The following is a 13,600-nucleotide window of genomic DNA, read 5'->3' on the forward strand; positions in this document are numbered from 1 at the left end:
GCCCCCTTCCCTCGGCTCAGCCGAGGGAAGGGGCCTTCACGCCAGGAACCACCTGGATCACGAAGCCCATCGAACAGACGTACCGGACAGTGCCTGACTCACGTGAAGGCGCGGGAGACCTGCGAAAGCACGATGAGCCCGCAGATGACGAGGTTCTTGTACTTGTGGTCCACCAGGATGGCCACGAATTCGCGAAGGGTGGCGCTCGGCCAGAAGTACCAGGCCGTCGGCGATCCGATGACCTGACCGTTCACCTTGGCGCGGCGCGCGGTGAGAGCGGCGCGGAGCACGTGGAAGTTGTTCGTGACCACCGTGCACCGGTAATCCGCTTTGCGCTGCTCCATGATCTCGGCGCTGAAGGTGAGGTTCTCGAACGTCGTCCGCGAGCGGTCTTCGAGGAGGATCCGCTCCTTCGGCAGCCCGTGCTCGACCAGGTAGCCGGCCATGGCGTGGGATTCCGGCAGGTCCTCATCGGGTCCTTGCCCGCCCGAGGTGACCACCATCGGCTCCCGGCCGCGTCGGGCTTCGGCGTCGATGACGCGTTTGGCCCGGTTCAGACGGCCCGCCAGCAGCGGCGGCACCCGGTGGCCGTCGAGCAGGCCCGAGCCCAGCACCACGACGAAGTCGATGCCCTTTTCGGTGCGGATGCGGCCGTAGACGATCGAATACAGGAGAAAACAGACGAAAAGGAACGAGAAGTAGACGACGATTCCGTTCAGGATGCCCCGGACGATGTCGAGCGGCTCCCAGGCGAGTTGCGTGACCGTCGCGTTGAAGACGATCAGCGCGCAGATGCCGAGCCCCGTCAGCAGCGAAAGGACGTTGGCCAGCCTGCGTCCCTCGCGGCGGAGCATGGTGATCCCGTTGCAGATCAGGAAGACCGTCAGCGCGAGGACCGTCGGGATGATCAGCAGGATCACGCCGATCGCGACGAAACCCGCCGCCTCGGGCGACACCGAGGCGAGCAGCGCGATGAACGTCACGCCGAGGAACAGCAGCGCGAAGAAGAGGTAAAAGCCGTTTCGCAACCGGCGGCGGTCGCGAAGGAAGCTCACCAGGAACGCCGCGCAGCACAAGGCCGCGATGGCGAAGGGGATTGCAGCGGCCTTCACGAGAACTCCAGCCTGGGGACGATGCGAGCACTCGGGTGTCGGCACGCGGCGGCATTCAAACACACGGCGGAACCGCTGGGAGCATCTCCCGCGGGTGTGTCGCCTTTCCTAGCCCGAGTGAGTCACCGCGCGCGTCGCACCGGCCGCTCATCCCATACCGGTTCCGCGGTTTCCCGCACGTGCCCGTCCGAGCCGAACACGAGGTACCGATCGAAGGAGCGCGCGAACCACCGGTCGTGCGTCACCGCGATCGTGGTGCCTTCGTAGGCTTCCAAGGCCTGCTGAAGCGCTTCCGCCGAGGCGAGGTCGAGGTTGTCGGTCGGTTCGTCCAGAAGCAGGATCGTCGCGCCGCCGATCTCCAGCAGCAGGATCTGGAACCGCGCCTGCTGGCCGCCGGACAGCTTCTCGAACCGCTGGTCGCCCTGGCCGTCGAGTTCGTAGCGGCGCAGGATGTTCATCGCGGGCCCGCGGCTTCGCGCGTAGCCGGTCCAGAGGATGTCGACGAGTGTTCGCCCGAGCAGTTCGGGATGGGCGTGGGTCTGCGCGAAGTGGCCGGGGACGACGCGGGCACCGAGTTTCCACAGTCCGTCGTGCGTGACGTCCTCGCCTGCCAGCAGTCGCAGGAAATGCGATTTGCCGGAGCCGTTCGAGCCGAGCACCGCGACCCGTTCGCCGTAGAAGACCTCCAGATCGAAGGGTTTCATCAGGCCGCGGAGTTCGAGCCCTTCGCAGGTGACGGCACGGACACCGGTCCGGCCGCCGCGCAGGCGCATCGTGATCTTCTGTTCGCGCGGAGGAGCGGCGGGCGCCCCGGCCTCCTCGAACTTCCGCAACCGGGTCTGCGCGGCGTGATACCGCGAAGCCATCTCGTCGCTGCGCGCGGCGTACTGCCGCATGTCGGCCACGAGTTTCTTGAGCTGGGCGTGCTTTTCGTCCCAGCGACGGCGGAGTTCCTCGAAACGTTCGAAGCGTTCCGCGCGTGCCTGGTGATAGCTGTCGAAGCCGCCGCCGTGCACCCAGACGTCGCCGCCGGCGGGACCGGGTTCGACACTGATGATCTTGTTCGCCGCCCGCGCGAGGAGTTCCCGGTCGTGCGAAACGAACAGCACGGTCTTCTGGGTCTCACGCAGCCGCTCTTCCAGCCACTGCTTGCCGGGGACGTCGAGGTAGTTGTCCGGCTCGTCGAGCAGGAGCACGCCGGACCCGCCGAGGAGCAGCGCCTCCAGCACCAGCCGCTTCTGTTCGCCGCCGGACAGCGTGCGCACCTCGCGCCACCGCGCCTTCTCGTACGGCAGGTTGAGCGCCGCCGTCGTGCACTTGTCCCACACGACTTCGGCTTCGTAACCGCGAGCGTCGCCCCAATCGCCGAGCGCCCGCGCGTACGCCATCTGGTTCGCTTCGTCGTCGCGTTCCATCAAGGCGAGTTCGGTCTCGTCGACCGCGCTGGCGGCGGCGCGGAGCGCTTCCGGTGACACCGATACGAGCAGATCCCGCACCGTTCGTTCGTCGCGTACGGAACCGACGAACTGAGGCATCACCCCGAGCCCGCCGCTGATGGTCACCGAGCCGCCGCTGGGGGACAGTTCCCCCGAGATCAGCCGCAGCAACGTCGTCTTGCCCGCGCCGTTGGCGCCGACGAGCGCGCAGACGCTGCCCTCCCCGACCCGGAACGAGACGTCGTCGAGAAGCAGTCGTCCGTCGGGCAGGTGGTACTCGACGTGTGCGACCTCGACGTGACCCATTTCGACAGACTGCCCGCGCCGCCGGGAGTCACGCAACGCAATATGTCCGGTAGTGTCGGTGACGTGGAGCGAACCTACTTCGGCGTGCGGCTCAAGCTGATGCTTGCGCTGTTCCTGCCCGAGTTGTTCGTCGTGCTCCCGGTCGTCGGCGGGATGAACCCGCTGAGCCTGGCCACCGCGCTGACGGCGTCGGTCGCGGTCGCCAACCCGCTCGGCCTGGCCGCCGCCCTGACCGCGTCCCTCGCCGCCGTCCTGCTCGCGCTGGCGGTGCATTTCCGCCTGGAACCGGCGGCCGCCGCGATGCGGGTGCGCGCCATCAGCCTGCGTGAACGCGCGCGACTGTTCTTGAGCCTGCGCGATCCCGACGCGCGTGGCCGCGTGCGGCCCCGAGCTCCGTCACTGGGCATCGCGACTGCCTGACCTTCCGTTCGAAGGTGAGGCAGTCACTCCTGCCCACACACCTTCGACCGACGGAGTGACCTGGTCATGTTCGATGTCTTCCTGTACCCCGTTTCCGCCATTCTCTGGTTCTGGCACAAGGTTTTCGGCGCCGTTTCGAGTCCTGACTCCGGCGTGGCCTGGGTGCTGTCCATCGTGTTCCTCGTCTTCACCCTGCGCTTGCTGCTGGTCAAACCCGCCCTCGGCGCGCTGCGCGCGGGCCGTCGCATGCAGGCGCTCGCTCCGCGGATGCGGGAGATCAAGGAGAAGTACGGCAAGGATCGACGGCGGATGGCGAACGAGATCCAGAAACTGCACGCCGAAACCGGTGCGAACCCGCTGGGCGGTTGCCTCCCCGCGCTGATCCAGCTGCCGGTGTTCCTTTCCCTGTACTGGGTTTTGCGCGATTTCACCCCGGGTGCGCAGTCGAACCACGTGTTCGACCAAGCCGGGGTGCTTTCGTTCTTGAACGCCGACCTCTTCGGCGCGAAGCTCGGCAACTGGCTTTCCCAACCGGCGGCGGAGCTGGCCGCGTTCGGCACGGATCACGGCCACATGATCGCCGTCGGGGTGCCGCTGATGCTGATCGCGAGCCTGGCGACGTTCTTCTCGATGCGCTCGGGACTCGCGCGGCAGGCCGCGACCGCCCCCGAGACGGCGGGGATCACCAAGCTGATGATGTACCTGGCGCCGGTCGGCATGCTGGTCTCGGGTGCGTTCTTCCCGGTGCCGATCGGGGTGCTGCTGTACTTCCTGGCCACCAACGTGTGGACGCTGGGGCAGCAGCATTTCCTCACCAAGATCGTCGACAGCGAGGAGACTAGCCGCTGACGGATCGGCGGGCGGCCACCGAGTACTGGACCGCTTTCCGTAGCCCGGGCAGGGCGGTGTCGACGTGCGCCGCGAGTGCCTTGATCGCGCCGCGGTTCGCGCGGTTCTCCTTCGAGGTGAGGACCGTGCGGACGTCGCCCTCGTACGACAGCAGGGCCAGGGCCGCGTCTTCGACCGGGACGGTGACGGGGTCTTCGCCGCTCAGCACCACGTTCCGGATCCGCTCGCGCAGCGCTTGCGCCCGCAGAGGATCGGCCAGCGTGATGTCACGAACCGGGAAGATCCCCATCGCCCGGTGCTTGTCGACGCCGATCGTTCCGGAAGCGGCGAGCTGGTCGCGGACGATGTTCTCGGCCTTGTGCCAGTCGCGGTCGATGAGGGCGAACCAGCGGCGAGGCTTCTCCCCGGGAGAGTCTTCCAGCACTTTCGCGAGGAAGGGGTCACCCGGAATGAGATCGGCCGCGGCCGTGCGCTCGGCCTTGCCGTCGCGATCCGCGAGGAGACCCCCGATGACCAGTTCGGCCACCGCCGCCGCCCGCAGGAGCGTGCCTCGCACGACGGCACTGGTGGGGTCGAGCCGGTTCTTTTCGGTGTCGTAACCGAGCAGGTACATCCGCTGTGGCAGTGAGTCGGTCATTTCGGCCTCCCGTCGTACAGCTTTCCCCTCCGCGGGAGGAAGGGCCAGGCGGGAGCGAATATCAGGGCGAAGAACTGTTCGGTACCGGCGTGTCGGGCAAAGCCCGATGGGGAATCATCGCGCTCGCCCGGGAACTGTTCCCGGGCGGGTGGGTGTTCCCGGCGCCATCCGGCGCCGGGAACGCGTTCGCAGATGCCGCCCGGTGATCGACGCGGAGTCCTCGGCCAGCGCCGACGGCGTGCCCTCGAACACCACCGTCCCGCCCTCGGCTCCCGCGCCCGGCCCGATGTCGATGACGTGGTCGGCGTGCGCGATCACCCTCTGGTCGTGTTCGATCAGGACGAGGGTCGCGCCGCCGTCGACGAGTTCGTCGCAGAGGGCAAGCAACCGGTCGACGTCGCTGCCGTGCAGTCCGGCGGTCGGTTCGTCGAGGACCAGCCGCAGTTCGTCCGCGGGGCCGGCGTCGGCGAGATGGCGGGCGAGCAGCAGCCGTTGCCGTTCGCCACCGGACAAGGTGTCGAGGCTCTGCCCGATGGTCAGGTAGCCGAGCCCGACCCGGTCCAGCCAGCGCAACCGCTGCCCGATGGCGGACCGCTCGCCGAACAGGCCGGCGGCGTCCGCCGGGTTCATCGCCAGGACGTCGGCGATGGTCCGGCCGTTCAGGCGCGCGGCGAGCGTGTCCGGGTTGAACCGGGTGCCGCCGCAGGCGTCGCAGCCGGTCTGGACGTCGTCGAGGAAGGCCAGATCGGTGATGATGACACCCTTCCCCTTGCAGACCGGGCACGCGCCGCGGCTGTTGGCGCTGAACCACGACGGATGCTTCCCGGTGGCCTTTCCGAAGGTTTCGCGAATGGGCTCGGCGACGCCCAGCACCGTGGCGGGGGTGGAACGGATGCCACCGCGCAGCGGGGCCTGGTCGACGACGACGAAATCGGGATGCTGCCGGGGGAGTTCGCCCGTGATGAGGGTGCTCTTGCCGGAACCGGCCACACCCGAGACGACGGTCAGGACGCCGAGCGGCACGTCGACGGTGACGTCACGCAGGTTGTGGCTGCGGGCGCCGGAAATCGTCACGACGCCGCGCGCGGCGCGCGTCCGCTGCCGGAAGTGAAGCGGGGTACCGAGGATTCGCCCGGTCTCGGTGCCCGCCGCGACGAGTTCGCCGGGACTGCCTTCGAACTGGATCCGCCCGCCGCCGTCACCGCCGCCGGGTCCGAGATCGATGACGTGATCCGCGGCCGCGATGACCGCGGGATGGTGCTCGACCACGAGGATCGTGTTGTGCGCGTCCCGGAGTTCGGCCAGCAGTTCGAGGAGACGGTGCACGTCGTGCGGGTGCAGGCCGGTGCTGGGCTCGTCGAACACGTAACAGACGTCGCTGAGCGCGCTGCCGAGATGGCGGACGATCTTGACACGCTGGGCTTCACCGCCGGACAGCGTCCTCGACTCCCTGGACAGGCTGAGATAGCCGAGACCGACCGAGTCCAGCGCGTCGAGGCGTTCGCGGATCGCCTGCAGCAGCGGCGCCACCGACGGATCGCACACCTTCGCGACGACGTCTCGCAATTCGCCGACCGGCAGCGCCGACCAGTCCGCGATGGAGCGCCCGTCGATCAGGCTGCCGCGCGCCGCCTCGGAAAGGCGGGTTCCCGCGCACTCCGGGCAGACGCCGCGGGCGACGACTCCGGCGAGTCCTTCCTGTTCCTCGGCCGTGAGCCGCGACGGCGTCTTGCGCAGGTACGTGTCACGCAACCGCGGGACGATTCCGTCGAAGAGACCGTGCTTGGGGTAGTCGGAGCCGGGGGAGTCGAGGACGAGTCCTTCGGCGTGCAGCAGGGTTTCGACCTTCGCCGACGGCAACCGTTCCAGCGGGACATCGGGGTCGACGAGTCCGGAATGGACGAGCCGTTTCCACCGGTAGGTCCCGGGGGCGAACGTCGGGAAACGCACGGCGCCTTCGCGCAGGCTTCGCGAGCGGTCGAGCAGCCGGTCGAGGTCGATCTCGTCGACCACGCCGAGCCCTTCGCAGCGCGGGCACATCCCGACCGGATCGTTGAACGAATAGGCGGGCGAAAACCCCGCGTTCGGTTCGCCGACGCGGGAGAAGAGCAGGCGCAGCAGTGGAGCGATGTCGCTCGCCGTACCCACGGTGGACCGCGCGTTGCCGGTGAACCGCCGCTGATCGACGATCGTGGTGAACACCAGGCCGTCGATCCGGTCGACGTCGGCGGGCGGATGCTGGGGCAGCCGGTTCCGCACGAAGGCGGGGTAGCCGCCGGTGACCAGGCGTTCGGCTTCGGCCGCGATCGTGTCGAAGGCCAGCGACGACTTCCCGGACCCGGACACGCCGGTGAACACGGTCAGCCGGTGTTTCGGCACCCGCACCGATACGTCGCGGAGGTTGTGCGTGCGGGCGCCTTCCACGGTGATCCACCGGCCACGGTCAGCTTGAACTTTCACCATGAACCGAGGTTACGATGAGATGTGGCCGGTTTGCGGCCACAATTACGGGAGGCATCGTGACGGCACCACGGGAACGAATGCTGCGGTTGTTGTCGCTTCTGCAGTCCGGCCGGGCGTGGCCCGCCGCCGAACTCGCGACGGCCATGGAAGTCCCGCCGCGCACCCTTCGCCGGGACATCGACCACCTTCGCGGTCTGGGCTATCCCGTGGAGAGCAGCCGCGGCCCGGGCGGCAACTACCGGCTCGTCGCGGGGACCGCGCTACCGCCGCTCATGCTGGAACACGACGAGGCGATCGCCACCGTGCTCGGGCTGCGGCTCGCCGCGGCGGGCGGCACCGGCGTCGACCTGACCGCCGAATCGGCCGACCGCGCCGCCGCGAAACTCCGGCGCGTCCTGCCGGCGGCACTGCGCAAACGGACCGACGAGATGCTCGCCGCGGTCGAGTTCGGGAGCGGTGAACAGCCGCGGGTCACCCAAGACGTCCTGAACGTCCTCGCCGCGGCGATCGCGGCCCGCCGGTTGTTCGAGTTCGCGTACACGGCGAAGGACGGCCCGTCGTCACGGACGGTCGAGCCGATGCGCCTCGTCCAGCTCGGCAGGCGGTGGTACCTGTACGCGTGGGACCTCGGCAGGCGGGACTGGCGGAGCTTTCGCCTCGATCGCATCGCCGGGCCGAAGACGACGGAGGTGGCGTTCGAACCCCGTGAGCTCCCGGTCGACGACGTCGCGGCTCACCTCCAGGAACGCTTTCACAGCCCGAAATCGCTCCGGATCACGCTGACCCTGGACGTCGGTGCGGACGAGGCCGCGGCCCGTCTGCATCGGGTCGACGGGAGTTTCGAAGCCCTGGGCGACGACAGGTGCCGGTATGTCGCCCATGTCGACTCGTTCGAGTGGCTGGCCGTCGTCCTCTTGCTCACCGACATCGGGTTCACGGTGGAGGAACCGGCGGAATTCGGCGAGTATCTCGCGCGGATGGGGGAGCGGCTGATGCGGGGGAGCGAGAAATCCGGTCCGGGAGGCTGACCGGCACCGTGGCCTTGGGCGTGACTCGCGTGATTGAAGGCGTAACTCACGGGTGGTCCGGGTGGGGCCATTGCTGACCGCGCGTCCAGGAGTCCAGCACCATCAGGGTTTTCGTGCCCGTCACCTGGTGATGCCGCCGGATCTCGTCGATGGTGTGCTGCAGGTGGCCCATGTCCCGCACCCGCAGCCAGACGAGCGCGTCGGGGTCGCCGGCGATGGTGAACACCGCCTGGGCCTCGGGCATCCGGGTGGTGGTGCGGACGATCTCGCCGACCTTCGTGGTCCCGGTGAACCGCAGTTCGGTGAACGCCTCGATGGCCCAGCCGAGTTTGGCGTGGTCGATCTGGACGGTGTAGCCCACGATGACGCCGTTCTCCTGCATGCGGTCGATACGGCGTTTGACGGCCGCGGTCGACAGCGTGACGCGGGCCCCGATGTCGCCCAGCGTGCGCCGGGCGTCCTCCCGCAGCAGTTCGAGAATCTCGCGATCGGTCTCGTCGATGAGCTGGTCCGCCATGAGCCAGGATGGTACGCAGACGCAACAGATCTCGGCCACCGGAGAGGATGGGCCGGATTTTTTGCGTGCCGGGTGCCAATAGACTGCCGCCTGTTGCGGCGGCCCGCGCGGTCGGGTCTCCTGTCGTGACGTCGCGCGGGGGTGCCGAAGGAGGCAGGTCTGGTGGAACAGTTCACGTTGGAGGACCGGTATCTGCGGGAGGACGGCACCGTCTACCTCAGCGGTGTCCAGGCCCTGGTCCGGATGCTGTTCGACCGGGTACGGCACGACCGCGCCGCCGGCGCGTCCCCCGCCGTGTTCGTCTCCGGCTACGAGGGATCCCCGCTCGCCGGGTACGACCTCGAGCTCGGCCGCCGCTCCGTCCTGCTCGAGAAGCACGACGTCGTGCACCGCCCCGGTCTGAACGAGGAGATCGCCGCGACGGCGGTCATGGGCAGCCAGCTCACCGCGTCGGTCGGCTCGTCGCGCGGCGGGGTCACCGGGTTCTGGTACGGCAAGGCGCCCGGCCTGGACCGGGCGACCGACGCCCTGAGGCACGCCAATCTCGCGGGGACCGACCCGGCGGGCGGTGCGGTGGCCCTGGTCGGCGACGACCCGAACGCCAAGTCCTCCTCGGTGCCGTGCGCCTCCGAACTCGCGCTGGCCGACCTGGCGATGCCGGTGTTCTTCCCGTCCGATTCCCAGGACGTGCTGGACTTCGGCCTGCACGCGGTCGAGCTGTCCAGGGCGAGCGGGCTGTGGTCGTCGATGAAACTTGTGGCGAACGTCGCCGACGCCGCGAGCACCGCCCACGTCCGCCCGCGGTGGACGGCGCCGGAGCTGGCGTTGCCCGCGTACCGGCACAAGCCCAGCTCCCGGTTGCTCGGCACCACGTTGATGGCGCTCGAACGCAGCCTCTACACCGAACGCCTGCCGCTGGCCGTCGAATACGTGCGCGCGAGCGGGATCAACCGGATCGTCCAGGAAGGACCCGCGGACCGCGTCGGCATCGTCACCGCCGGAAAGTCCTATTTGGACCTCATGCAGGCGCTTCGGCTGCTCGGTTTGGACGCCGAGGCGTTGTCCCGGTACGGGATCCGGATCCTCAAACTCGGCGTCATCCACCCGCTCGAACCGTCGATCGTCCGCCGGTTCGCCGACGGCCTGAGCGAGATCGTCGTGGTGGAGGAGAAACGTTCCTTCGTGGAATCGGCGATCAAGGAGGTGCTGTACGGCACCGCCGGCGCGCCCGCCGTGTACGGCAAGACCGGCCCGGACGGCCGCACCCTGTGCACCGAACTCGGCGAACTCGACCCGGACGCCATCGCCAGGGTGCTGGCCGGCCGTTTGAGCGACCACCACGAGATCCCGTCGGTGACCGCGTGGCGGCAGCGGCGGCGGCGTGAGCGCATCTCGGTGCCGTTGCTGACCAGGACGCCGTACTTCTGTTCCGGCTGCCCGCACAACTCCTCGACCAAGGTGCCCGAGGGAACCGTGGTGGGCGGCGGGATCGGCTGCCACGCGATGGCGCTGTTCATGGAGCCGGAACAGGTCGGGGACGTGGTCGGCCTGACCCAGATGGGCGGCGAGGGCGCGCAGTGGCTCGGAATGGAGCCGTTCGTCGACGCCTCGCATTTCGTGCAGAACATCGGCGACGGCACGTTCACCCATTCCGGCAGCCTCGCCGTCCGCGCGGCGGTGGCCGCGGGGGTGAACATCACCTACAAGATCCTCTACAACGCGACCGTCGCGATGACCGGCGGTCAGGACGCCGTCGGCGGGCTCTCGGTGGACCGGCTGGCGTCGCTGCTGCTGGTCGAAGGCGTCGCGAAGGTGGTCATCACCAGTGACGAGCCGAAGCGGCTCCGCGGCGTCCGTCTGCCCGACGGCGTCGAGGTCCGGCACCGCGACGAATTGCTGAGCACGCAAGAGGAACTGGCGCGGGTTCCCGGGGTGACCGTGCTCATCCACGACCAGGAATGCGCCGCCGAGAAGCGCCGCAAACGCCGTCGCGGCAAACTGGACACCCCCGCCGCCAAGGTCGTGATCAACGAGCGGGTGTGCGAAGGATGCGGCGACTGCGGCGAGAAGTCGAACTGCCTGTCGGTGCAGCCGGTCGGCACCGAGTTCGGCCGCAAGACCACGATCCACCAGTCCTCGTGCAATGTGGACTATTCGTGCCTGGCGGGGGACTGCCCGTCGTTCATGACGGTGGTGCCCACCGGGCGCAAGCACCGGGCGCGGCTCGCGGAGATCACGGCGGCTGAGCTGCCCGAGCCCGAGACCTCCGGCACCGACTTCACCGTCCGGATCACCGGTGTCGGCGGGACCGGGGTGGTCACCGTCGCGCAGATCCTCGCCACGGCCGCCGTGATCGAGGGCAAGCAGGTCCGGACACTGGACCAGACCGGGCTCGCGCAGAAGGGCGGCGCCGTCGTCTCGGATCTGAAGATCACCGCCGGCCCGACGCCGCAGGCCCCGAAACTCGCGGCCGGGGAATGCGATCTCTACCTGGCCTGTGACGTCCTCGTCGGCGCGGACCCCGCGAATCTGACGGTGACGGACCCCGGCCGGACCACGGCCGTGGTCTCCACGACCGAGGTGCCGACCGGCCGGATGGTGGTCGACACCACCGTTTCGTTCCCCGACGCGGCGGCGGTGCGGGGCGCGATCTCCGAGAGTGCGGCGCGGACCGTGGCACTCGACGCGCGGGCGCTGGCGGAGACCCTGTTCGACGACGACCAGTTCGCCAACATCCTCCAGCTCGGCGCGGCTCACCAGACCGGCGCCATCCCGCTTGACGCGGCGAGCGTGGAGCGCGCGATCGAACTCAACGGGGTCGCCGTCGCGGGCAATCTCCAGGCGTTCCGGCGCGGCAGGCAACTGGTCGCCGATCCCGATGGACTGCAGGCCGCGGTCGCCCCGCCCGCCGTCGCCGCGGCTCCCGCCCCGTCGGCCGCCACACTGCGTGCCCGCGCGCTGGTCCACGCCGAGCCGGGGTCGGAACTCGCGCGGCTGCTGGACATCCGCGTGCCGGAACTCGTCCTGTACCAGAACGTGCGATACGCGCGGGAGTACGCCGAGTTCGTCGAGCGTATCCGGGTCCTGGAAGGGGATTCGACCGCCGTCACCGAAGCGGTGGCGCGAAACCTGCACAAACTGATGGCCTACAAGGACGAGTACGAGGTCGCACGGCTCTCGCTCGATCCCGCCGTACTCGCCGGGATCGAGGCGGAGTTCGGCGTCGGCAGCCGTTACGCCTACCGCCTGCACCCGCCCGTGCTCCGCGCGCTGGGCATGAAGCGGAAGATCGCGCTGGGCCCCAAGTTCCGCCCGGTGTTCGTCGCACTGCGCGCCGCGCGGAAACTGCGCGGCACTCGCTGGGACCCGTTCGGAAAGGCGCAGGTCCGGAAGGTGGAGCGGGAACTCGTCGGGCAGTACCGGGAAACGATCCTGGCCGCTTTCGGCGCCGAGGGCGCGGACCGGGGCAGGCTCCTGGCTCTGGCCGAACTGCCCGATCTGGTCCGTGGGTACGAGGACGTCAAACTGGCGAACGTCGAGGCTTACCGGCGGGAACAGTCCGCGCTCCTCGCCGGACTCGTGCAGGGGGACCGGCTCGGCGCGAGCACCTGACGGCCGGAATTCGGTGCCGTGAGCGATCGTACGCGGGCAGGTCCGTCCGCTGAATATCCGCTGGACGGCGGGACGAGACTCGGTGTGGGTATCTCATCGAATGAAGGAAGTCGTCTTGGGCAGTACGCCGGATCTCGGCCCGCCGCCGCGGCGGATCACGGTCGACGTGGCACAGGTTCGCCGCCTGATCGCCGAGCAGTTCCCGGAGTGGGCCGGTCTTCCGGTCCGGCCGGTGGCCGAATCCGGTTGGGACAACAGGACCTTCCGGCTCGGTGAGGGAATGGTGGCGCGGCTGCCGAGCGCCGCCGAATACGCCCTGGCGGTGGACAAGGAACAACGGTGGCTTCCGGTTCTCGCTCCGCGGCTGCCGCTGCCCGTCCCGATCCCGCTGGCGAAGGGAAAGCCCGGAGCGGGCTACCCCTTCTCGTGGTCGGTCCATCGGTGGCTCGACGGCGAACCCGCCGGCGCGGGCGGGATCTCCGACCCGGTCCGGTTCGCTCTCGATCTGGCGGGTTTCCTGGTGGCGTTGAGGAACGCCGACGCCGCGGACGGCCCTCAGCCGGGCAAGCACAACTGGTTCCGGGGCGGCACCCTGCGCACCTTCGACCCGCTGGCCGAACGCGCGCTCACGGCGCTGGACGGCGAAATCGACGTCCGCTCGGCCCGCGACCTCTGGAAGTCGGCGCTGGACGTTCCCTGGGACGGCGTGGATCGGTGGTTCCACGGCGACGTCGCGCCGGGGAATCTTCTGCTCGCCGGTGGGCGGCTGGCGGCCGTCATCGATTTCGGTACCTGCGGAGTCGGCGATCCGTCTTGTGACCTGGCCATCGCTTGGACGTTGCTGACCGCCGACGGCCGGGAGGCGTTCCGCGAGCGGCTTTCGGCAGACAGTCCGGAATGGGAGCGTGGGCGTGGCTGGGCGCTGTGGAAGACCTTGGTCACCTGCGCCCGGACGCGGGGCCGCGCCGACGACGAAGCGGTGAACGCGCGTCGCGTCTTGGCCGGGATCCTGGCCCTTCGCTGAGGCCGGGTGGTACCGCGGTCGAACCTCTCCGGCCACCGGAGCCTGGCCGACTCGATCGCGGCCATGTTGGCCAGTAACCACCCCCGCGGAGGTGTGGTCGGTCGTTTTGGGGGTGCGGCTGACAGATTCGCGAACGGTGAATCGACCGCGTATGACAAAGACGAAGAATGGTCGCGCGGTCTCTGTGATTTTGCTT

At 69.1% G+C, this 13,600-nt stretch carries 10 protein-coding genes; 5 read left to right on the top strand and 5 right to left on the bottom strand.

Going from position 1 to position 13,600, the window contains the following annotated elements:
• Positions 1 to 98: 98 nt before the first annotated feature.
• Together ACLJQ7_RS39155 and ACLJQ7_RS39160 are read right to left on the bottom strand one after the other, a co-directional pair.
• The gene (locus ACLJQ7_RS39155; protein ID WP_410653244.1) at positions 99 to 1,112 is read right to left on the bottom strand and encodes a YdcF family protein; all 1,014 of its coding nucleotides are present in this window, start codon (positions 1,110 to 1,112) and stop codon (positions 99 to 101) included.
• A 122-nt stretch (positions 1,113 to 1,234) separates the two neighbouring features.
• Positions 1,235 to 2,854 carry an ABC-F family ATP-binding cassette domain-containing protein gene (locus ACLJQ7_RS39160; protein WP_410653245.1) on the bottom strand — a complete coding sequence of 540 codons (1,620 nt, stop codon included), beginning with the start codon at positions 2,852 to 2,854 and terminating at the stop codon, positions 1,235 to 1,237.
• A 63-nt stretch (positions 2,855 to 2,917) separates the two neighbouring features.
• Here ACLJQ7_RS39160 and ACLJQ7_RS39165 point away from each other — a divergent pair, with 63 nt between their 5' ends.
• Positions 2,918 to 3,274: a DUF6412 domain-containing protein gene (locus tag ACLJQ7_RS39165; protein WP_410653246.1), complete on the top strand. Its 357-nt coding sequence runs from the start codon at positions 2,918 to 2,920 to the stop codon at positions 3,272 to 3,274.
• A gap of 66 nt (positions 3,275 to 3,340) precedes the next feature.
• Positions 3,341 to 4,123: a membrane protein insertase YidC gene (gene yidC, locus ACLJQ7_RS39170; RefSeq protein ID WP_410653247.1), complete on the top strand. Its 783-nt coding sequence runs from the start codon at positions 3,341 to 3,343 to the stop codon at positions 4,121 to 4,123.
• Here yidC and ACLJQ7_RS39175 read toward each other — a convergent pair.
• Positions 4,113 to 4,760 carry a GOLPH3/VPS74 family protein gene (locus ACLJQ7_RS39175; RefSeq protein ID WP_410653248.1) on the bottom strand — a complete coding sequence of 216 codons (648 nt, stop codon included), beginning with the start codon at positions 4,758 to 4,760 and terminating at the stop codon, positions 4,113 to 4,115. The genes yidC and ACLJQ7_RS39175 overlap by 11 nt on opposite strands.
• Before the next feature lie 114 nt (positions 4,761 to 4,874).
• Positions 4,875 to 7,223: an excinuclease ABC subunit UvrA gene (locus ACLJQ7_RS39180; protein ID WP_410653249.1), complete on the bottom strand. Its 2,349-nt coding sequence runs from the start codon at positions 7,221 to 7,223 to the stop codon at positions 4,875 to 4,877.
• 56 nt (positions 7,224 to 7,279) lie between these two features.
• Between ACLJQ7_RS39180 and ACLJQ7_RS39185 the strand changes: the two genes are divergently transcribed.
• Positions 7,280 to 8,251, top strand: a complete 972-nt coding sequence (locus tag ACLJQ7_RS39185; protein WP_410653250.1) for a helix-turn-helix transcriptional regulator — start codon at positions 7,280 to 7,282, stop codon at positions 8,249 to 8,251.
• Between the two features lie 46 nt (positions 8,252 to 8,297).
• Here ACLJQ7_RS39185 and ACLJQ7_RS39190 read toward each other — a convergent pair whose 3' ends face one another.
• Positions 8,298 to 8,768, bottom strand: a complete 471-nt coding sequence (locus tag ACLJQ7_RS39190) for an Lrp/AsnC family transcriptional regulator (RefSeq protein WP_410653251.1) — start codon at positions 8,766 to 8,768, stop codon at positions 8,298 to 8,300.
• 162 nt (positions 8,769 to 8,930) lie between these two features.
• On the opposite strand from ACLJQ7_RS39190, the gene ACLJQ7_RS39195 reads away from it, so the two are divergent.
• Positions 8,931 to 12,380: an indolepyruvate ferredoxin oxidoreductase family protein gene (locus ACLJQ7_RS39195; protein ID WP_410653252.1), complete on the top strand. Its 3,450-nt coding sequence runs from the start codon at positions 8,931 to 8,933 to the stop codon at positions 12,378 to 12,380.
• A 115-nt stretch (positions 12,381 to 12,495) separates the two neighbouring features.
• Positions 12,496 to 13,404, top strand: coding sequence for an aminoglycoside phosphotransferase family protein (locus ACLJQ7_RS39200; protein WP_410653253.1), 909 nt, complete (start codon positions 12,496 to 12,498; stop codon positions 13,402 to 13,404).
• Positions 13,405 to 13,600: the final 196 nt, after the last annotated feature.

It is taken from the genome of Amycolatopsis sp. cmx-4-54, assembly GCF_046548895.1.
Classification (GTDB): Bacteria; Actinomycetota; Actinomycetes; order Mycobacteriales; family Pseudonocardiaceae; genus Amycolatopsis.

Excerpts from the sequence above, each read along its gene's own strand:
- ACLJQ7_RS39160 (WP_410653245.1), bottom strand. The coding sequence starts at position 2,854 with ATGGGTCACGTCGAGGTCGCACACGTCGAGTACCACCTGCCCGACGGA.
- yidC (WP_410653247.1), top strand. The coding sequence starts at position 3,341 with ATGTTCGATGTCTTCCTGTACCCCGTTTCCGCCATTCTCTGGTTCTGG.
- ACLJQ7_RS39175 (WP_410653248.1), bottom strand. The coding sequence starts at position 4,760 with ATGACCGACTCACTGCCACAGCGGATGTACCTGCTCGGTTACGACACC.
- ACLJQ7_RS39180 (WP_410653249.1), bottom strand. The coding sequence starts at position 7,223 with ATGGTGAAAGTTCAAGCTGACCGTGGCCGGTGGATCACCGTGGAAGGC.
- ACLJQ7_RS39190 (WP_410653251.1), bottom strand. The coding sequence starts at position 8,768 with ATGGCGGACCAGCTCATCGACGAGACCGATCGCGAGATTCTCGAACTG.